This is a genomic window from Streptomyces sp. NPDC012508 (assembly GCF_042902595.1).
Taxonomy (GTDB): Bacteria; Actinomycetota; Actinomycetes; order Streptomycetales; family Streptomycetaceae; genus Streptomyces.
This window is the reverse complement of record NZ_JBIBEO010000011.1, coordinates 101,047-120,653: the sequence shown is the minus strand read 5'-3', so window position 1 is coordinate 120,653 and position 19,607 is coordinate 101,047. Positions and strand designations below refer to the sequence as shown.

The window sequence follows — 19,607 nt, the reverse complement described above, 5'->3', positions numbered from 1 at the left end:
GAGGACACCCCGTGAAGAAGACCGTCACCACCCTCGCCGACGGGCGCGAGCTCATCTACTACGACGCGCGGGACGACGCCGTCCGGGACGCCGTCGACTCCCGGCCGCTCGACCCCGTCTCCTCCGCCTCCGAGATCCGGTACGACGCGCTCCTCGGGGACTCCGTCGCCATCGCCTCGCACCGCCAGGGCCGGACCTACCATCCGCCGGCCGACGAGTGCCCGCTCTGCCCGTCCCGCGACGGCCGGCAGAGCGAGATCCCGGCCCCTGACTACGACGTCGCCGTCTTCGAGAACCGCTTCCCCTCGCTCGCCGGCGAGAACGGCCGGTGCGAGGTCGTCTGCTTCACCTCCGACCACGACGCCTCCTTCGCCGACCTCACCCCCGAGCGGGTGGCGCTCGTCCTCGACGCCTGGACCGACCGGACGGCCGAACTCGCCGAGCGGCCCGGCGTCGAGCAGGTCTACTGCTTCGAGAACCGCGGCGCCGAGATCGGCGTCACCCTCGGCCACCCCCACGGCCAGATCTACGCGTTCCCGTACGTCACCCCCCGTACGGCCCTGATGCGGCGCCGGGCCGCCGAACACCGCACCCGCACCGGACGCAACCTCTTCGACGACGTCGTCGCCCGTGAGCGGGCGGACGAGGTCCGCGTGGTCCTGGAGAGCGAGCACTGGATCGCCTTCGTGCCGTACGCCGCGCACTGGCCGTACGAGGTCCACCTCCACCCCACCCGCCGGGTGCCCGACCTGCGGGCGCTCGACGAGGGGGCCCGCACAGCCTTCCCACAGATCTATCTGGAACTCTTGAGGCGCTTCGACCGGATCTTCGGACCCGGCGAGCCGCCCACGCCGTACATCGCCGCCTGGCACCAGGCGCCGTTCACCGGCGCGGACCGTGAAGAGTTCGGGCTGCACCTGGAGCTTTTCACCGTCCGCAGGGCGCCCGGCAGACTGAAGTACCTCGCGGGCACCGAGTCCGGCATGGGCGCGTTCATGAACGACGTACCGCCGGAGGCGGCGGCCGAACGACTCCGAGAGGTGGCAGGCAAGTGAAGGCTGCGACATCGAAATACCTGGTGACCGGCGGCGCGGGATACGTCGGGAGCACGGTCGCGCGTCATCTGATCGAGGCGGGCCACGAGGTGACCGTCCTCGACGACCTCTCCACCGGCTTCGCCGAAGGCGTCCCGGCCGGCGCGGAGTTCGTCGAGGGCCGCATCCAGGACGCCGCGAAGTGGCTGGACGGCTCCTACGACGGCGTGCTGCACTTCGCCGCCTTCTCCCAGGTGGGCGAATCGGTCGCCAGGCCCGAGAAGTACTGGGAGAACAACGTCGGCGGAACGATGGCCCTGCTCGCCGCCATGCGCACCGCGGGGGTGGGCAAGCTGGTCTTCTCCTCCACGGCCGCCACCTACGGCGAGCCGGAGTCCGTCCCGATCACGGAGTCCGCGCCGACCGCCCCGACGAGCCCCTACGGCGCCTCCAAGCTGGCCGTCGACCACATGATCGGCGGCGAGTGCGCCGCCCACGGCCTTGCCGCGGTCTCGCTGCGCTACTTCAACGTGGCCGGAGCGTACGGCGCCTGCGGCGAGCGGCACGACCCCGAGTCGCACCTGATCCCGCTCGTCCTCGAGGTGGCACTCGGCCGGCGCGAGGCGATCAGCGTGTACGGCGACGACTATCCGACCGGTGACGGCACCTGCGTCCGCGACTACATCCACGTCGCCGACCTCGCCGAGGCCCACCTCCTCGCCCTCGACGCCATGACCGCGGGCGAGCACCTGATCTGCAACCTCGGCAACGGCAACGGCTTCTCCGTGCGCGAGGTCGTCGAGACCGTCCGCAAGGTGACCGGCCACCCGGTGCCCGAGATCATGGCCGCGCGCCGGGCCGGCGACCCCGCCGTCCTCGTCGCCTCGGCCGAGGCCGCGCGCGAGCGGCTCGGCTGGACTCCGTCCCGCCCGGACCTGGCGGACATCGTCTCGGACGCCTGGGCGTTCGCCAGAGAGCGGGAGCGGGAGCGCGGATGAGCGTGGCGGGCGAGTTCGAAGCGCTGTACGGGGCGGCGCCCGAGGGGGTCTGGGCCGCCCCCGGGCGCGTCAACCTGATCGGTGAGTACACCGACTTCAACGGCGGCTTCGTGATGCCGCTGGCCCTGCCGCACACCGCGGTCGCCGCCGTCTCCCGTCGCCACGACGGGGTGCTGCGGGTCCACTCCGCCGACGTCGAGGGCGGGATCACCCGGCTCGACCTGGACGCGCTGGAACCGCTCGCCCCGCTCGCGGGCGGTTCCGGCGCGAGCTGGGCCGCCTACCCGGCCGGTGTTCTGTGGGCCCTGCGCGAGGCCGGGCACCCGGTCACCGGGGCGGACATCCACCTCGCGTCGACCGTGCCGACCGGGGCGGGCCTGTCGTCCTCCGCCGCCCTGGAGGTCGTGACCGTGCTCGCCCTGAACGACCTCTTCGGTCTGGGGCTCTCCCGCCCCGAGCTCGCCGTCGTGGCCCAGCGCGCGGAGAACGCCTTCGTCGGCGTCCCGTGCGGGGTGATGGACCAGATGGCGTCCGCGTGCGCGATCGAGGGCCACGCCCTCTTCCTGGACACCCGGGACCTCTCGTACCGGCAGGTGCCCTTCGACCTCGCCGAGCGGGGACTGCGGCTCCTCGTGGTGGACACCCGGGTGAAGCACGCGCTCGGGGACGGCGCGTACGCGGAGCGGCGCGCCGGGTGTGAAGCAGGCGCGCGGGCGCTCGGCGTGCGCGCGCTGCGCGAAGTCCCGTACGTGCAACTGCCCGACGCCCTCGCGCGTTTGAGCGAGGAATCGGTTCGCCGCTATGTCAGGCATGTGGTTTCGGACAATCACCGGGTCGAGCGGACGATCGCCCTCCTCGACGCCGGGGACGCGGCGGCCGTCGGTCCCGTCCTCACCGAGGGCCATGTCTCGCTCCGGGACGATCTGCGCGTCTCCTGTCCGGAGTTGGACCTCGTGGTCGAGGCGGCGAACGCGGCCGGCGCGCTGGGGGCGCGGATGACGGGCGGCGGTTTCGGTGGCTCGGCGGTCGTCCTTGTGGCGCAGGAGCGGGCGGACACCGTGGCCGCGGCGGTCGGGAAGGCCTTCGCCGAGGCCGGGTTCACCGCGCCGCGCGTCTTCCCCGCCGTGCCCTCCGAGGGGGCCCGCCGGGAGTCGTAGGGAGGGAGACCGGCAGCCGCACGGTGAGAACGTCTTCGGAATTGTCGACTTCTGTCGCGACGGTGTCCTAGTGGCACAGCAGTCCCATCGTGTTCGGCCACTTCTCGCAATCGGCTTCCCCGGTGGCCCCCCACCCGTACTCTGATGCACAGCGCCGGTGGGGGCCGGTGCTGATCAGGGGGCGAGACCAGTCGGGTACGGCGCCCGGGACGGGGTAACTGTCACTGCACGGCGGCGGCCGCGCGATCGACGGACCCTCGTCCCCGGAGCCGTACCCGCGCCGGTCCGTTCCTCGACACTTGGGGGTGTCCGTGGCTCGTATCCGGGTCCTGGTGGTGGACGATCACCGCATCTTCGCCGAGTCGCTGGCCGCCGCGCTCGCCGCGGAGCCCGACGTCGACGTGTCCGCCGCGGGCAGCGGTCCGGCCGCCGTGCGCTGTCTGGACCGCGCGGTCGCCGAGGGGCGCCGGTACGACGTGATGCTGGTCGACGCCGACCTGGGCACGGTCGCAGGACCTGCCGCCTCCCTGACGGTCGCCCAGGCCGTACCGGACGACGGCGGGGGTGTCGTCGACGGCATCTCGCTGGTCGCCGGGGTCCGTTCGACGCAGCCGTCCGTCCGCACGGTCGTCCTCGCCGAGAAGGACGACCCGCACCGGGCCGCGCTCGCGCTGCAGGCCGGGGCCTCGGGCTGGGTGGCCAAGGACTGTTCGCTGCAACGGCTCCTCGCCGTGATCCGCGGGGTCCTGCGCGACGAGACGCATCTGCCGCCGGCGCTGCTGACCGGCGTGCTGCGGGAGCTGACGGCGGCCCGTAAGCACCGCACCGAGAGCGAGCAGCTCGTGGAGTCGCTGACCCCGCGCGAGCGCGAGGTGCTGCGCTGCATGGTGGCCGGGCTGGGCCGCAAGGCGGTCGCCGAGCGCCTCTTCCTCTCCCCGCACACCGTCCGTACGCATATGCAGAACGTGCTCGGGAAGCTGGGCGTGCACTCCACGCTCGCCGCGGTGGCGCTGGCGCGCCGCGCCGGGGTCGGGCCCGCCGAGCTATCCGGGGATGTTGTCGAACGGGGCGGTCAGCTGGCGTAGCAGCCCCGCCAGTTCGCCGCGCTCGCCGCGGGAGAGCTGCGCGAGGATGGCCCGCTCCTGGGCGAGCAGCCCGGCGAGCGCCTGGTCGGCCCGGTCGCGCCCCTCGGGCGTCAGACGGACGAGCACCCCGCGCCGGTCGCTGGGGTCGGGAAGCCGCTCCACGAGGCCCTTCTTGGTGAGCCGGTCGATGCGGTTGGTCATGGTGCCCGACGTGACCAGCGTCTGGGTGAGGAGCTGGCCGGGGGAGAGCTGATACGGAGCTCCCGCGCGGCGCAGCGAGGTGAGGACGTCGAACTCCCAGGGCTCCAGCTGGTGCTCGGCGAAGGCGAGCCGACGGGCCCGGTCGAGATGGCGGGCGAGCCGCGAGACGCGGCTGAGCACCTCGAGCGGTTCCACGTCGAGGTCCGGGCGCTCGCGGCGCCATGCAGCGACCAACCGGTCGACCTCGTCCTCCATGACGATCAGTGTAGAGGGTCTGTTGACATAAAGTCTCTTGACGTCAAGATATATTCGGATGGACTATGGGGAAGGACCGGGCCGGGACCTAGTTCCGCTTCGGCAGCTCGTTCCAGCAAGGGGGCTCGAACATGCATTCCGCACCATCTTCCGCTTCCGCCGCGCCAACGTGGGATCCGCAGCAGTACCTGCGGCATTCCGGCCACCGCACCCGTCCGTTTCTCGACTTGCTCTCCCGAATACCGCGTCTTCCCTCCGTGGGCAGCCCGGCCAGGATCGCCGACCTCGGCTGCGGTCCCGGCAATGTGACCGTGCTCCTCGCCGACCGTTGGCCCGACGCCCACATCACCGGATTCGACCTCTCTCCCGACATGCTGGAACGGGCCGAGAAGGACTGGGCGGGCACCACGGCCGGCGGCGGCTGGCTGGACTTCCGTCCGACCGACGCGGCGCACTGGACCCCGGAAGAGCCCTACGACCTGATCGTCTCCAACGCCGCCCTGCAATGGGTCCCCAACCATCCCGAGTCCTTCGCCGCCTGGATCGACGCCCTCAAGCCCGGCGGAACGCTCGCCTTCCAGGTCCCCGGCAACTTCACCGCGCCCAGCCACGCACTGCTCGGCGAACTCTGCGACATGCCCCAGTGGCGCGCCCGTCTCGCCGGCGAGGGGCGCCGCTTCGTCCACATCCTCGACCCGGCCGACTATCTCCTGCGCCTGACCGACCTCGGCTGCGTGACCGAGGTCTGGGAGACCACCTACTCACAACTCCTCCAGGGCGAGGACCCCGTCCTCGACTGGGTGAAGGGCACGGCGCTCCGGCCCGTCCTGACGGCCCTGGAGGGCGACCAGAAGGCGACGGACGCCTTCCTCGCCCAGTACCGCGACCTGCTGCGCGCCGCCTATCCGCCGGGCCCGCGCGGCACGGTCTTTCCGTTCCGGCGGATCTTCGCGATGGCGACGAAGCCGTTGTGACGGCGGCGCGGTGAAACGGCGTCGTGACGCACGGGCGCCCCGCACCGGAAGACCGGTGCGGGGCGCCTTCGTGTGCCGTGTCCGCCCTCGGGGCGTCAGGACATCGTGTTGTAGATGCCGAAGCCGTGGCCGATCTTGGCCCGCGCGGTGAACTTGCTCGCGGAGGTGTTCAGGTAGCTGTACAGGTCGCCCGCCGACGTCACACCCAGCAGGTCGCCCTTGCCGTCGGCGTTCAGGTCACCGGGCGCGACCAGCTTGTTGTACGTGTTCCAGCCGGTGCCGACCTTGACCCGCGCCTTGAACGGCGTGGCCGCGACACCCGTGCCCGGGTACACGTACAGGTCGCCGCCCGAGGTGCGGGCCACGATGTCCGTGCGGCCGTCGTTGGTGTAGTCGCCCGCGCCGATGATCTTGTTGTAGACGCCCCAGCCGCTGCCGACCTTCACGCGGGACGAGAACGCCGTGCCCTGGCCGTTGCCCCGGTACAGGTAGAGCGTGCCGGAGCCGTCACGGGCCAGCAGGTCGCCCTTGCCGTCGCCGCTGAGGTCACCCGCGCCGACGAGCGTGTTGTACACACCCCAGCCGGAGCCGATGTAGTCGCCCTGGATGTAGAGGTCGCCCTGGAAGACCTCCGCGATGTCGGACGAGCCGTCCGGGTTCAGGGATGACAGGTGCGTGAAGTTGACGCCCGCCCAGCCGCCCGGGTCACCGAACTGGCTGCGTGAGGCGAGCTTGCCGGTGGTCCTGCTGCCGTACCAGAACATCGTCCCGGCCTTGTCCCGCGCCAGGACGCCTTCCTTGTTGCCCGTGACCGGGATGTTGCCCGCGCCGCCGAACTGGGGGACGCCGTCCCAGCCGCCGGGGTCGCTGGACTGCGAGCGGGCCCCCAGCGTGCCGTCGCCCCTGCCCAGGTAGTACCAGAGGGTGCCGGCCGTGTCGCGGGCGATCAGCTCGGTGTGGCCGTCGCCGTTGTCGTCGCCCACGGCGAAGATCTGGTTGTAGATGCTCCAGCCGCTGCCGACCTTCACGCGCGAGCCGAACGGCGCGGCCGGGTCGCCCGTACCGGGGTAGAACCACAGCGTGCCCGCCGTGTCACGGCCGTACAGGTCGGCGTTGCCGTCGCCGTTGTTGTCGGAGACGCCGACGAGCTGGTCGTAGATGCTCCAGCCGCCGCCGACCCGGACGCGCGCGGTGAACGGCGCGGTGACGTCGCCGGTGCCCAGGTAGAGGTACAGGCTGCCGCCGTGGTCGCGGCCGAGCAGGTCGGCGCGGCCGTCGGCGTTCACGTCACCGGGCGAGACGATCTTGTTGTACGTCTGCCAGCCGGTGCCCCGCCACGGCACGTCCGCCGGACCGCTGGGCGTCATGTCCCGGTACAGGGAGAGCACGCCCTGCTCCGACAGCATCAGGACCTCGGGACCGCTGGTGTCCCCGCCCTGGTTGCCGATCGGGACGATGTCCTTCGTCAGCTCCCCCTCGTGGAGGGTGACGAGGCCGCCCGCGCCCGTGGACGTGGCGGTGTAGACGTCGCCGCTCCAGGCGCGGTAGATCAGGTCGCTGATGCCGTCGCCGTCGAAGTCCGACAGCTGGGGTGCGGCGGCGGTGGCCCCGTCGGCGGCCGCGGCGCCCGCGCGGGCGGCGTCGGACGAGGGACGCGTCAGCGTCGGCGGGGTGAAGGCGGGGGCCGGCTTCTCGACGGCGGTGTGCGGCGTGGGCTGATCGGCCGACGCCGGGGTCGCGAGCAGCATGCCCGCGGAGAGGACGAGAGCGGTGCAGGCCGCGAGGCGCGCACGCGTGGAGTGCACAGAACGCAAGGGATCCCCCCCAGGGATCAGAAAAACGCATGGACCGGGCGCAGGGGTCCGCGACGCCTTCGTACGACGCGCACGCGCGTACGAAGGGCGAACACCCCCCCGGATGTGGAGGGGAGCATACCGCCGATCACCGACAACGGGACCACGCATACCGCGGGGCGACCGGGGGCCCGGATGGACCGGGCGGACCGGGCGGACCGGGCGGCCCACGACCGGGGCGGCGGTTCGGGCGACCGGGTCGGCCGGCGGCGGGCCCGGGGCCCGGAGCCGGCCTCGTCAGGACTTGCGGTGGCCTATCAGGCGCGGCTTCTGCTCCAGGCCGTCGAGGCCGTGCCACGCCAGGTTCACCAGATGCGCGGCCACCTCCGCCTTCTTCGGCTTGCGGACGTCCAGCCACCACTGGCCCGTCAGCGCCACACTGCCCACCAGCGCCTGTGCGTACAGCGGCGCAAGCTTCGGGTCGAAGCCCCGGGCCTTGAACTCCAGACCCAGAATGTCCTCCACCTGCGTGGCGATGTCACTGATCAGCGACGCGAACGTGCCCGTCGACTGCGCCACGGGCGAGTCACGGACCAGGATCCGGAAGCCGTCCGTGTACCGCTCGATGTAGTCCAGCAGCGCGAACGCCGCCTGCTCGAGCAGCTCACGCGGATGCCCCGCCGTCAGCGCCCCCGTCACCATGTCGAGGAGCTGGCGCATCTCCCGGTCGACCACGACCGCGTACAGCCCCTCCTTGCCGCCGAAGTGCTCGTACACCACCGGCTTGGAGACCCCGGCCTTCGCCGCGATCTCCTCCACCGACGTGCCCTCGAAGCCCTTCGCGGCGAAGAGGGTCCGGCCGATGTCCAGCAGCTGCTCGCGGCGCTCCGCGCCCGTCATCCTCACCCGGCGGCCACGCCGTGGTTTGTTCTCGCTGCTGGTACTGCCGTCGATCGCCACGTTCTCCATCATGCCGCGTCGACGGGCTCGCCCCGGCGCCGGGCTTCGATCCGGGAGGCGTTCGGCCAGCGCACGTCGTACGCCCAGCCCAGCTGCTCGAACCAGCGGATCAGCCGCGCGCTGGAGTCGACCTGGCCGCGCAGCACGCCGTGGCGTGCCGACGTCGGGTCCGCGTGGTGCAGGTTGTGCCAGGACTCGCCGCACGACAGGACCGCCAGCCACCACACGTTGCCGGAACGGTCACGCGACTTGAACGGCCTCTTGCCGACCGCGTGGCAGATCGAGTTGATCGACCACGTGACGTGGTGCAGCAGCGCGACCCGGACCAGCGAACCCCAGAAGAACGCGGTGAACGCGCCCCACCAGGACATCGTCACCAGACCGCCGACCAGCGGCGGGATGGCGAGCGACAGCATCGTCCAGTAGATGAAGTCACGGGAGATGCGACGGATCGCCGGGTCCTTGACCAGATCCGGGGCGTACTTGGCCTGCGGCGTGCGCTCTTCGTCGAACATCCAGCCGATGTGCGCCCACCACAGGCCCTTCATCAGCGCCGGCACCGTCTCGCCGAACCGCCACGGCGAGTGCGGGTCGCCCTCCGCGTCCGAGAACTTGTGGTGCTTGCGGTGGTCCGCCACCCACCGCACCAGCGGGCCCTCCACCGCCAGCGAGCCCATGATCGCCAGCGCGATCCGCAGCGGACGCTTCGCCTTGAACGAGCCGTGCGTGAAGTAGCGGTGGAAACCGATCGTGATGCCGTGACAGCCGATGTAGTACATGGCCACCAGCAGGCCCAGATCGAGCCAGCTCACCCCCCAGCCCCACGCCAGCGGCACCGCCGCGAGCAGGGCCAGGAAGGGCACCGTGATGAACAGCAGCAGGGTGATCTGTTCGATGGAACGCTTGCTGTCGCCGCCGAGCGTGGCGGAGGGCAGATCGGACTGGTCTTGGCCGGTGGGTTCGAGTACCTCGGGGCTGGAGGTCATGGGTGTCCCCTGGGGGGTGAGGGTGAGGGAATGGAGCCGCGCCTACGGGACCGTAACCTACGGCGACGTAAGTATGGCAGCGCCGTGGCGCGCGGCAAGAGGGCACACGAGGGGCTAGCGAGTGTCCAAGGAATGGACACCTATCCTGTTGGCGTCGGACAGCGCGGTCCGCAAGCCTTCAGTACCCCCTCCAGCTGTGCCCGAACACTGCAAGGAGCCGCACCTGTGAGCAGTGCCGACCAGACCCCCACCGCCAGCGCCGAGCTGCGTTCCGACATCCGCCGACTGGGCGATCTGCTGGGCGAGACGCTCGTCCGCCAGGAAGGCCACGAGCTTCTCGACCTCGTCGAGAAGGTCCGCCGGCTCACCCGCGAGGACACCGAGGCCGCCGCCGAGCTGCTCGGCGAGACCGACCTGGAGACCGCGACCAAGCTGGTGCGCGCCTTCTCGACGTACTTCCACCTGGCGAACGTCACCGAGCAGGTCCACCGTGGCCGCGAGATGCGCGAGAAGCGCGCCGCCGAGGGCGGACTGCTCGCCCGCACCGCCGACATGCTCAAGGACGGCGACCCGCAGCACGTCCGCGACACGGTACGGAACCTCAACGTACGGCCCGTCTTCACCGCGCACCCGACCGAGGCGGCCCGCCGTTCGGTCCTCAACAAGCTGCGCCGGATCGCCGCCCTCCTGGAGACCCCGGTCATCGAGGCCGACCGGCGCCGCCACGACCTGCGGCTCGCCGAGAACATCGACCTCATCTGGCAGACCGACGAGCTCCGGGTCGTCCGCCCCGAGCCCGCCGACGAGGCCCGTAACGCCATCTACTACCTCGACGAGCTGCACGCCGGCGCCGTCGGCGACGTCCTGGAGGACCTCGCCGCCGAGCTGGAGCGCGTCGGCGTCGAGCTGCCCGCCGGCACCCGCCCGCTGACCTTCGGCACCTGGATCGGCGGCGACCGCGACGGCAACCCCAACGTCACACCCCAGGTCACCTGGGACGTGCTGATCCTCCAGCACGAGCACGGCATCACCGACGCCCTCGAACTCATCGACGAGCTGCGCGGCTTCCTCTCCAACTCCATCCGCTACGCCGGAGCCACCGAGGAACTCCTCACCTCCCTCCAGCGCGACCTGGAGGGCCTGCCGGAGATCAGCCCCCGCTACAAGCGGCTCAACGCCGAGGAGCCGTACCGGCTCAAGGCCACCTGCATCCGGCAGAAGCTCGTCAACACCCGCGAGCGCCTCGCCAAGGGCACCCCGCACCAGGACGGCCGCGACTACCTCGGCACCTCCGAGCTGGTCCACGACCTCGCCCTGATCCAGACCTCGCTGCGCGAGCACCGCGGCGCCCTGTTCGCCGACGGCCGGATGGACCGCACCATCCGTACCCTGTCCGCCTTCGGCCTCCAGCTCGCCACCATGGACGTCCGCGAACACGCCGACGCCCACCACCACGCCCTCGGCCAGCTCTTCGACCGGCTCGGCGAGGAGTCCTGGCGGTACGCCGACATGCCCCGCGACTACCGGCAGAAGCTGCTCGCCAAGGAGCTGCGCTCCCGCCGCCCGCTCGGCCCGACGCCGGCCCCGCTGGACGCCGCGGGACAGAAGACCCTCGGCGTGTTCGGCACGATCAAGGAAGCCTTCGAGCGCTTCGGCCCCGAGGTCATCGAGTCGTACATCATCTCGATGTGCCAGGGCGCCGACGACGTCTTCGCCGCCACCGTCCTCGCCCGCGAGGCCGGACTGCTCGACCTGCACGCCGGCTGGGCCAAGATCGGCATCGTGCCGCTCCTGGAGACCACCGACGAGCTCAAGGCCGCCGACGTCATCCTCAACGACATGCTCGCCGACCCCTCCTACCGCCGCCTCGTCTCGCTCCGAGGCGACGTCCAGGAGGTCATGCTCGGCTACTCCGACTCCTCCAAGTTCGGCGGCATCACCACCTCCCAGTGGGAGATCCACCGCGCCCAGCGCCGGCTGCGCGACGTCGCCCACCGGTACGGCGTGCGGCTCCGTCTCTTCCACGGCCGCGGCGGCACCGTCGGCCGCGGCGGCGGCCCCTCGCACGACGCGATCCTCGCCCAGCCCTGGGGCACGCTGGAGGGCGAGATCAAGGTGACCGAGCAGGGCGAGGTCATCTCCGACAAGTACCTCATCCCGTCCCTGGCCCGCGAGAACCTCGAACTGACCGTCGCCGCCACGCTGCAGGCCTCCGCCCTGCACACCGCGCCGCGCCAGTCCGACGAGTCCCTGGCCCGCTGGGACGCCGCCATGGACACCGTCTCGGAGGCCGCCCACACCGCCTACCGCAAGCTCGTCGAGGACCCCGGCCTGCCGGCGTACTTCCTCGCCTCCACCCCCGTCGACCAGCTCGCCGACCTGCACCTGGGCTCACGGCCCTCGCGCCGCCCCGGCTCCGGCGTCTCCCTCGACGGACTCCGCGCCATCCCGTGGGTGTTCGGCTGGACCCAGTCCCGCCAGATCGTCCCCGGCTGGTTCGGCGTCGGCTCGGGCCTCAAGGCCCTCCGCGAAGCGGGCCTCGACCCGGTCCTCGGCGAGATGTACGAGCGCTGGCACTTCTTCCGCAACTTCCTCTCCAACGTCGAGATGACACTGGCCAAGACGGACCTGCGGATCGCCCGGCACTACGTCGACACCCTCGTCCCCGACGAGCTCAAGCACGTCTTCGCCACCATCGAGGAGGAGCACGCGCTCACCGTCGCCGAGGTCCTGAAGGTGACGGGCGGCCAGAAGCTGCTGGACTCCAACCCGGTGCTCCAGCAGACCTTCGCCATCCGCGACGCCTACCTGGACCCGATCTCCTACCTCCAGGTCGCCCTCCTCGCCCGTCAGCGCGCCGCCGCCGAGCGCGACGAGGACCCGGACCCGCTGCTCGCCCGGGCCCTGCTGCTCACGGTGAACGGCGTGGCGGCAGGCCTGCGCAACACCGGCTGACGCCTGCCCCGTGAACGACAAGTGCCCCCATCGGCAGGACCGATGGGGGCACTTCGTTTCACCGTGCTCAGTGCTGCTGGGCCTTGCGGCGACGCATCACCAGGACGGAACCGGCACCCGCGAGGGCGACGGCGACGGCGGCGATGATGCCGACGGGGACGCTGGAGCCCGTCTCGGCGAGGTCACCACCGGAGCCGCCGGTGGACGCGGACGGGGTCGCACCGGCCGAGGCCGAGTCCGTGGCGGACGGCGTGGCGCCGGGCGTCTCGGAGGTACCCGGAGTCCCGGGGGTCTCCGAGTCGGTCGGGGTGGCCGACGGGGACTCCGTGCCGGGCGTCTCGGACGTGCCCGGGGTCTCGGTGCCCGGGGTCTCGGCGGGGCAGTCGGTCTTGAAGACCTTGTGCTTGGCCGCGCCCTTCTCGCCCTCCCAGTTCCAGAACAGCTTGTACTGGCCGTTCGGGAGGGTCATGTCCTCGGTGCGCTCGTGACCGTCGGCGTCGAGCGTGATGAGACCGGACTTGACCGTGGTGCCCTTGTCCTGGTCGTTGTTCGCCCAGGCCTTGATCTTCCAGGTCACCTTCTGACCGGCGTCGAAGCCGAAGGCGTCGAGGTAGAAGACGCAGACCTTGGGCTCGTTCTTACGGAGCTCCTCGCCGGTCTTGGCGTCGTGGATCTTCACCGTGCCGTTGTCGCCGTGCTTGCCTTGGGCGGAAGCCGCCGGAGCCAGGACGAGAGAGCCCGCCACGGCGGCGACCAGCGCGCCTGCGGGAATGAGGGATCGTCGCATGTGCAGTCGTCCATCTGGGATGAGGGATGCCGTGGGGGGCAGCGGAGGCAGCTTAGCGGCACATTTAAGCCACCTTTAACCCGTGACCCGATAACAATCAGAGAGCGAAGAACGCCCCCACCAGCAACACGCCACCCGCGCCCGCCATCGACCACGCCGTCCGCGTCAGCCGAAGACCGCCGCCTATCAGCGGTGCCGCCAACAGCAGCGCCCCGCCCAGCGGCAGCCAGGCGTGCAGACCGCCGCCCCACCCCGCGCGCACCGCCTCGCTGGTCCCCGGCTTCACCACCACGGGCAGCGTCTGCCCCTTCTCGGCCGCGACCGAGCGGGCGATGGTCAAGGTGGCATGCGGCGACGGCGGACCGTCCGGAACATAACGGCCGCTGCACGTCTCGTCGTTGCAGCCGGTCACCGTCAACGTGCCGTGCTCACGGCCCTTCGGGAGCAGGACGTGCTGCGCGCTGCCCCACGACGACCAGGCTCCGGCGACGAGGAGCAGCAGGGCGACCAGGGCCATGGCGGCGTTACGGGCGTGCATCATGACCCGCGATCGTACAGTCGTACCGCCACGAGGCAACGGTCAGGAGTTGTACGCCGACTGCGCGCGCTCCAGACCCTCCGCCACCAGGCACTCGACGGAGTCCGCCGCCCGGTCCACGAAATAGTCGAGCTCCTTGCGCTCCGACGACGCGAAATCCTTCAGAACGAAGTCCGCGACCTGCATCCGCCCCGGCGGACGCCCGATACCGAACCGCACCCGGTGGTAGTCCGCGCCCATCGCCTTCGTCATCGACTTCAGACCGTTGTGGCCGTTGTCACCACCACCGACCTTCAGTCGCAGTACGCCGTAATCGATGTCCAGCTCGTCATGGATCGCCACGATGTGCGCCGTCGGCACCTTGTAGAAGTCGCGCAGCGACGTCACCGGGCCGCCCGACAGATTCATGTACGACATCGGCTTCGCGAGGATCACCCGCCGGTTGGCCGGCCCCGGAGGGCCCATCCGGCCCTCGACCACCTGTGCCTGCGCCTTCTGCGCCCGCTTGAACTTCCCGCCGATGCGCTCGGCGAGCAGGTCCACCACCATGAAGCCCACGTTGTGGCGGTTCGCGGCGTATTCAGGGCCCGGATTGCCGAGACCGACGATCAGCCAGGGGGCGTTCGCGTCGTCCGTCATCGTGGGGCGTCTCCTCGTCTGCGTACTACTGGGCGGGGAACAAAGGAACAGTGCGGCAGGGGCACAGAGGAACGGGGTGGCGGGCCGCAGCCCACCACCCCGTCCGCGTCAAGCAGAGCCTACGGCTCAGGCCTCGGCGCCCTCGGCGCCCTCGGCGGCCTCGCCCTCACCCTCGGCGGCCGGCTCCTCGGCCTGCGCGGCCAGGACCTGCAGGACGACGGCGTCGGCGTCGGTCACCAGGGTCGAGCCCTTCGGCAGCGCGATGTCCTTGGCGAGGATGGAGGCACCGGCCTCCAGGCCCTCGACGGAGACCGTGACGGCCTCGGGGATGTGGGTGGCCTCGGCCTCGACGGAGAGCGTGTTCAGCACGTGCTCCAGCAGGTTGCCACCGGCGGCCAGCTCGCCCTCGGCCTGGACCGGGATCTCGACCGTGACCTTCTCGCCACGCTTGACGAGGAGCAGGTCGACGTGGACCAGGAAGCCCTTGATGGCGTCACGCTGGACGGCCTTCGGGATCGCCAGCTCGCTCTTGCCGTCGACGTCCAGGGCCAGCAGGACGTTCGGGGTACGCAGCGCGAGCAGCAGCTCGTGGCCCGGAAGGGTCACGTGGACCGGCTCGGTGCCGTGACCGTAGAGAACGCCGGGAACCTTGTTCTCGCGGCGGACGGCGCGGGCGGCGCCCTTGCCGAACTCGGTACGAACCTCGGCGGAGATCTTCACCTCGGACATATGCACTCCTCGTAAGCAGAAACGGAACAGTGTGGCTACCCGGCCACGACTGGCCTGCTACGAAGAGCGCGTCGATAACGGACCGCCGCACCTCACCGGTACGGCCTCCCTCGCCGAGCAACTACGGCAGTCTACTCGCCCCCCGCCGCCGCACCCAATTGGATCACCCGGGCCACCCGTCGACGCCGCGGCGGGCACGAGAAAGGCCCGCCTCCCGGAAGGGAAGCGGGCCTCGCTCAGGGTCTGCGAGCCGCTCAGTGCTCCTCGAAGAGGCTCGTCACCGAACCGTCCTCGAACACCTCACGCACCGCACGCGCGATCGTCGGCGCGATCGACAGAACCGTGATCTTGTCGAGCTCCAGCGAACCCGGCACCGGCAGCGTGTCCGTGAACACGAACTCGCTCACCTTCGAGTTCTTCAGACGATCGGCGGCCGGCCCCGAAAGAATGCCGTGCGTCGCCGTCACGATGACGTCCTCCGCACCGTGCGCGAACAGCGCGTCCGCCGCGGCGCAGATCGTGCCACCCGTGTCCACCATGTCGTCGACCAGGACACAGACCCGGCCCTTCACGTCACCGACGACCTCGTGGACCGTCACCTGGTTGGCGACGTCCTTGTCACGACGCTTGTGCACGATCGCCAGCGGCGCGTCCAGACGGTCGCACCAGCGGTCCGCGACCCGCACACGACCCGCGTCCGGAGACACGATCGTCAGCTTCGTGCGGTCGACCTTGCTGCCCACGTAGTCCGCCAGGACCGGAAGGGCCGACAGGTGGTCCACCGGACCGTCGAAGAAGCCCTGGATCTGGTCCGTGTGCAGGTCGACCGTGAGAATACGGTCCGCACCCGACGTCTTCAGCAGATCCGCGACCAGACGGGCCGAGATCGGCTCACGGCCACGGTGCTTCTTGTCCTGACGGGCATAGCCGTACGACGGGATGATCACGGTGATGCTCCGGGCGGAGGCCCGCTTCAGAGCATCGATCATGATCAGCTGCTCCATGATCCACTTGTTGATCGGAGCCGTGTGGCTCTGGATCAGGAAGCAATCCGCGCCACGAGCCGACTCCTGGAAACGGACGTAGATCTCACCGTTCGCGAAGTCGAAAGCCTTGGTCGGCACGAGACCGACACCCAGCTGGTGCGCGACCTCCTCGGCCAGCTCGGGGTGGGCGCGGCCGGAGAAGAGCATCAGCTTCTTCTCGCCGGTCGTCTTGATCCCGGTCACAGCACTGTCTCCTCAGACGTGTCCTCTGGTCGCGACCACAGCGCTCCCGTGCGCGTGTGCGAGCCAGCCGAATTTATGTGCACGTATCACGGTACGCCGAGTTCGACGTACCCGTTTCCGGTCAGCTTTCGCCGGCGGGCTCCTCCACAGCCGCCTGAGCAGCCTGCGCGGCAGCGCTACCAGGCCGCTTCCGCGCCACCCAACCCTCGATATTCCGCTGCTGGCCACGGGCGACAGCGAGCGAACCGGCCGGTACGTCCTTCGTGATGACGGACCCCGCGGCGGTGTACGCACCGTCCCCGATCGTGATGGGTGCCACAAACATGTTGTCCGACCCGGTCCGGCAGTGCGACCCGATCGTCGTGTGGTGCTTCGCCTCACCGTCGTAGTTCACGAAGACGCTCGCCGCGCCGATGTTCGTGTACTCGCCGATCGTGGCGTCACCCACGTAGGAGAGGTGCGGGACCTTCGTACCCTCGCCGATCGTGGCGTTCTTCATCTCCACATACGTACCCGCCTTGGCCTTCAGGCCGAGGTTGGTGCCCGGACGGAGATACGCGAACGGCCCCACGGAGGCGCTCTCGCCGATCACGGCGGAGTCGGCGACCGTGTTGTCCACCCGGGCACCCTTGCCGACCGTCGTGTCCTTCAGGCGCGTGTTCGGGCCGACCTCGGCGTCCTCGCCGATGTGCGTCGCGCCCAGCAGCTGCGTACCCGGGTGGATGACGGCATCCGGCTCGAACGTCACCGTGACGTCCACGAACACGGAGGACGGGTCGACGACGGTCACACCGGCGGTCATCGCCCGCTCGAGGAGACGCCGGTTCAGGAGCGCACGCGCCTCGGCCAGCTGCACCCGGTTGTTGATCCCCAGGATCTCGCGGTGGTCACCGGCGACGGACGCGCCCACCCGGTGACCGGCCTCACGGAGGATCGACAGCACGTCGGTGAGGTACTCCTCGCCCTGGCTGTTGTCCGTCCGGACCTTGCCCAGCGCATCGGCGAGCAGCCGGCCGTCGAAGGCGAAGACACCGGAGTTGATCTCCATGATGGCGCGCTGCTCGTCGGTCGCGTCCTTGTGCTCGACGATCGCGGTCACGGCACCCGACGCGGCGTCACGGACGATGCGCCCGTAGCCGGTGGAGTCCGGAACCTCGGCGGTCAGCACGGTGACGGCGTTGCCGTCGGCGGCGTGGGTGGAGGCGAGGGCCTTGAGGGTCTCCCCGGACAGCAGCGGGGTGTCGCCGCACACGACGACGACGGTGCCCTCGGGGGCCTGACCCAGCTCCTCGAGACCCATGCGGACGGCGTGACCGGTGCCGTTCTGCTCGTGCTGGACGGCGGTGCGGGTACCGGCGTAGTGCGCGTCGAGGTGCGCGGTGACCTTCTCACGGGCGTGTCCGACGACCACGACGAGGTGCTCGGGCTCCAGCTCACGCGCGGCGGACACGACGTGCCCGACAAGGGAACGTCCGGCGATTTCGTGCAGGACCTTGGGGGTCTTCGACTTCATGCGGGTGCCCTCACCCGCTGCGAGGACGACGACGGCGGCCGGGCGGTTGGCGCTCACGGGAATGCCCTTCGGCTTCGGGTGGTGGACACCCGCAGGATACCGGGGGGTTCTGGAGCGGAAATGAGTGCGGGTCCCGACGCTGGAGGCCGGAACCCGAAACCTGGAGCTCCCCCGCCAGGACTCGAACCCGGACATAAGGCACCAAAAGCCTCAGTGCTGCCAATTACACCACAGGGGATAATATCCAACTAAACCGGACATTCGGTCAGGCCGTCGGATCGGCACCCAACACTATGCCGTACCAAGCCCCCTCCATGCGACGGTAGAGCTCCGCGCTCGATGACCGGCCGCCCTCCGTGCGCCCCGTGATGGGCGTCGCCGCCGTGTCCCGTGGACTTCGGAAAATGATTCGCCCCCGCCCGTACGCTGGAGGGCATGACCACAACGGGGGCACACCAGGACGCGACGGGCATGACGCCCGGTGGCCGGTGGTGGTGGGGAAGACGGCGCAGCGCGGTGCTCGACATCGGGCTGGCGGGGGTGTCCGCGCTGGAGTGCGGGCTGGAAGGGGTCGGCTTCGCCGACAAGGCGGGTCTGCCCGTGCCCGTGGGGGTGCTGTTCGGGCTGATGGTCGGCTCCGTGCTGCTCGTACGGCGGCGGTGGCCGATCGTCGTCGTTCTGGTCTCGATCGCCGTGACGCCCGCCGAGATGGGCTACCTGATGGGGATCGTCGGGCTGTACTCGCTCGCCGCCTCCGAGGTGCCCCGGCGGATCACGGCCGCTCTCGCCGGCATGTCGTCGGTCGCCGTCTTCATCGTGACGGTGGTGCGGGTACGGCAGGACGTGACCCAGGGCGATCCGGGCCAGCAGCCCAGTGACTGGTACGTGCCGGTCCTTGCGGTCTTCCTGACGCTGGGTCTCAACGCGCCCCCCGTTCTCTTCGGGCTCTATATAGGGGCGCGGCGGCGGCTCATGGAGAGCCTGCGGGAGCGCGCGGACAGTCTGGAGCAGGAGTTGTCGCTGCTCGCGGACCGGGCGGAGCAGCGGGCGCAGTGGGCGCGGCAGGAGGAGCGGACGCGGATCGCGCGGGAGATGCACGACGTGGTCGCGCATCGGGTGTCGTTGATGGTGGTGCACGCGGCGGCGTTGCAGGCGGTCGCGCTGAAGGATCCGCAGAAGGCGGTGAAGAACGCGGCGCTGGTGGGTGACATGGGCCGGCAGGCGCTGACGGAGTTGCGCGAGATGCTGGGCGTGCTGCGGGAGGACGCGGGTCCGGCCGTGGGTGCTTCCGTGGCTCCGGTCCCGTTGGCCGCGGTGGGGCGGGCTGCGGCCGCGGCGGCCGAGGCGGCTTCGGAGGACGGGCCGTGTCTGGACGCTCTGGAGGATCTGGTCGAGCAGTCCCGTCAGGCGGGTGCGGTGGTCGAACTGACGGTGCTCGGTGAGGCGCGGGCGTATGCGGCGGAGCTCGAGCGGACCGCGTACCGGGTGGTCCAGGAGGCGCTGACCAATGTGCACAAGCACGCGGCGGGCGCCAAGGTCGTCGTCCGGCTCGCGCATCGCGAGGCGGAGGTCGCCATGCAGGTGGAGAACGGCCCCTCGGACGCGGAGGCGGCGGACGCGCATCTTCCGAGCGGCGGGAACGGTCTGGTGGGCATGCGTGAGCGGGTGACGCGGCTGGGTGGTGTGTTCGTGTCGGGGCCGACGGACGGGGGCGGGTTCCGGGTGTCGGCGGTGCTGCCGGTGGGGGAGCGGGCCGCGTCGTAGGCCGGCCGGG

General features: G+C 70.7%; 17 protein-coding genes and 1 tRNA gene. 7 read left to right on the top strand and 11 right to left on the bottom strand.

Translation table 11 applies throughout. The features are described 5' to 3' along the window. Nucleotides 1-11: 11 nt before the first annotated feature. The 4 genes from galT to ACFY8U_RS32595 all read left to right on the top strand — a co-directional run bounded on the left by galT (nt 12) and on the right by ACFY8U_RS32595 (nt 4,274). Nucleotides 12-1,055 (top strand): galactose-1-phosphate uridylyltransferase, encoded by a 1,044-nt coding sequence (gene galT / locus ACFY8U_RS32610; RefSeq protein ID WP_389575795.1) that lies wholly within the window; start codon nt 12-14, stop codon nt 1,053-1,055. Beyond that, nucleotides 1,052-2,032 carry a UDP-glucose 4-epimerase GalE gene (galE, locus tag ACFY8U_RS32605; RefSeq protein WP_389575794.1) on the top strand — a complete coding sequence of 327 codons (981 nt, stop codon included), beginning with the start codon at nt 1,052-1,054 and terminating at the stop codon, nt 2,030-2,032. The genes galT and galE overlap by 4 nt, the downstream gene beginning before the upstream one ends. After that, a complete protein-coding gene (gene galK / locus ACFY8U_RS32600) occupies nt 2,029-3,189 on the top strand; it encodes a galactokinase (RefSeq protein ID WP_389575793.1) in 1,161 nt (386 codons plus the stop codon). Before galE ends, galK begins: the two co-directional genes overlap by 4 nt. A gap of 311 nt (nt 3,190-3,500) precedes the next feature. Then, nucleotides 3,501-4,274 (top strand): response regulator transcription factor, encoded by a 774-nt coding sequence (locus ACFY8U_RS32595; RefSeq protein WP_361601008.1) that lies wholly within the window; start codon nt 3,501-3,503, stop codon nt 4,272-4,274. On the opposite strand, the gene ACFY8U_RS32590 is transcribed toward ACFY8U_RS32595, so the two are convergent. Beyond that, complete coding sequence (locus ACFY8U_RS32590; RefSeq protein ID WP_361438529.1) at nt 4,233-4,730, bottom strand: MarR family transcriptional regulator; 498 nt, start codon at nt 4,728-4,730, stop codon at nt 4,233-4,235. The genes ACFY8U_RS32595 and ACFY8U_RS32590 overlap by 42 nt on opposite strands. 131 nt (nt 4,731-4,861) lie before the next feature. On the opposite strand from ACFY8U_RS32590, the gene ACFY8U_RS32585 reads away from it, so the two are divergent. Next, a complete protein-coding gene (locus ACFY8U_RS32585; RefSeq protein ID WP_361438531.1) occupies nt 4,862-5,704 on the top strand; it encodes a trans-aconitate 2-methyltransferase in 843 nt (280 codons plus the stop codon). 95 nt (nt 5,705-5,799) lie between these two features. Here the strand turns inward: ACFY8U_RS32585 and ACFY8U_RS32580 are convergent, their stop codons facing one another. The 3 genes from ACFY8U_RS32580 to ACFY8U_RS32570 form a co-directional block, all read right to left on the bottom strand. Beyond that, nucleotides 5,800-7,509, bottom strand: a complete 1,710-nt coding sequence (locus ACFY8U_RS32580; protein ID WP_389575792.1) for an FG-GAP repeat domain-containing protein — start codon at nt 7,507-7,509, stop codon at nt 5,800-5,802. Nucleotides 7,510-7,794: 285 nt separating this feature from the next. Then, complete coding sequence (locus tag ACFY8U_RS32575) at nt 7,795-8,469, bottom strand: TetR/AcrR family transcriptional regulator (RefSeq protein WP_361438535.1); 675 nt, start codon at nt 8,467-8,469, stop codon at nt 7,795-7,797. Continuing rightward, on the bottom strand, nt 8,466-9,443 hold the full coding sequence (locus ACFY8U_RS32570; protein ID WP_389575791.1) for an acyl-CoA desaturase: 978 nt from the start codon (nt 9,441-9,443) through the stop codon (nt 8,466-8,468). The genes ACFY8U_RS32575 and ACFY8U_RS32570 overlap by 4 nt, the downstream gene beginning before the upstream one ends. A gap of 225 nt (nt 9,444-9,668) precedes the next feature. Here ACFY8U_RS32570 and ppc point away from each other — a divergent pair, with 225 nt between their 5' ends. Next, nucleotides 9,669-12,398 (top strand): phosphoenolpyruvate carboxylase, encoded by a 2,730-nt coding sequence (gene ppc, locus ACFY8U_RS32565; RefSeq protein WP_389575790.1) that lies wholly within the window; start codon nt 9,669-9,671, stop codon nt 12,396-12,398. Between the two features lie 67 nt (nt 12,399-12,465). Here ppc and ACFY8U_RS32560 read toward each other — a convergent pair whose 3' ends face one another. The 7 genes from ACFY8U_RS32560 to ACFY8U_RS32530 all read right to left on the bottom strand — a co-directional run bounded on the left by ACFY8U_RS32560 (nt 12,466) and on the right by ACFY8U_RS32530 (nt 18,071). Next, on the bottom strand, nt 12,466-13,185 hold the full coding sequence (locus ACFY8U_RS32560; RefSeq protein WP_389575789.1) for an LPXTG cell wall anchor domain-containing protein: 720 nt from the start codon (nt 13,183-13,185) through the stop codon (nt 12,466-12,468). Between the two features lie 97 nt (nt 13,186-13,282). Further along, the gene (locus ACFY8U_RS32555; RefSeq protein ID WP_389575788.1) at nt 13,283-13,726 is read right to left on the bottom strand and encodes a hypothetical protein; all 444 of its coding nucleotides are present in this window, start codon (nt 13,724-13,726) and stop codon (nt 13,283-13,285) included. A gap of 39 nt (nt 13,727-13,765) precedes the next feature. After that, on the bottom strand, nt 13,766-14,362 hold the full coding sequence (gene pth, locus ACFY8U_RS32550) for an aminoacyl-tRNA hydrolase (protein ID WP_361438545.1): 597 nt from the start codon (nt 14,360-14,362) through the stop codon (nt 13,766-13,768). A 126-nt stretch (nt 14,363-14,488) separates the two neighbouring features. Beyond that, on the bottom strand, nt 14,489-15,091 hold the full coding sequence (locus tag ACFY8U_RS32545) for a 50S ribosomal protein L25/general stress protein Ctc (RefSeq protein WP_389575787.1): 603 nt from the start codon (nt 15,089-15,091) through the stop codon (nt 14,489-14,491). Between the two features lie 254 nt (nt 15,092-15,345). Continuing rightward, nucleotides 15,346-16,320, bottom strand: coding sequence for a ribose-phosphate diphosphokinase (locus ACFY8U_RS32540; RefSeq protein ID WP_361438549.1), 975 nt, complete (start codon nt 16,318-16,320; stop codon nt 15,346-15,348). Between the two features lie 121 nt (nt 16,321-16,441). Beyond that, nucleotides 16,442-17,890, bottom strand: a complete 1,449-nt coding sequence (gene glmU / locus ACFY8U_RS32535; protein ID WP_389575786.1) for a bifunctional UDP-N-acetylglucosamine diphosphorylase/glucosamine-1-phosphate N-acetyltransferase GlmU — start codon at nt 17,888-17,890, stop codon at nt 16,442-16,444. A gap of 109 nt (nt 17,891-17,999) precedes the next feature. Further along, nucleotides 18,000-18,071, bottom strand: a tRNA-Gln gene (locus ACFY8U_RS32530). 197 nt (nt 18,072-18,268) lie between these two features. Here ACFY8U_RS32530 and ACFY8U_RS32525 point away from each other — a divergent pair. Further along, nucleotides 18,269-19,597, top strand: a complete 1,329-nt coding sequence (locus ACFY8U_RS32525) for a sensor histidine kinase (RefSeq protein WP_389575785.1) — start codon at nt 18,269-18,271, stop codon at nt 19,595-19,597. Nucleotides 19,598-19,607: the final 10 nt, after the last annotated feature.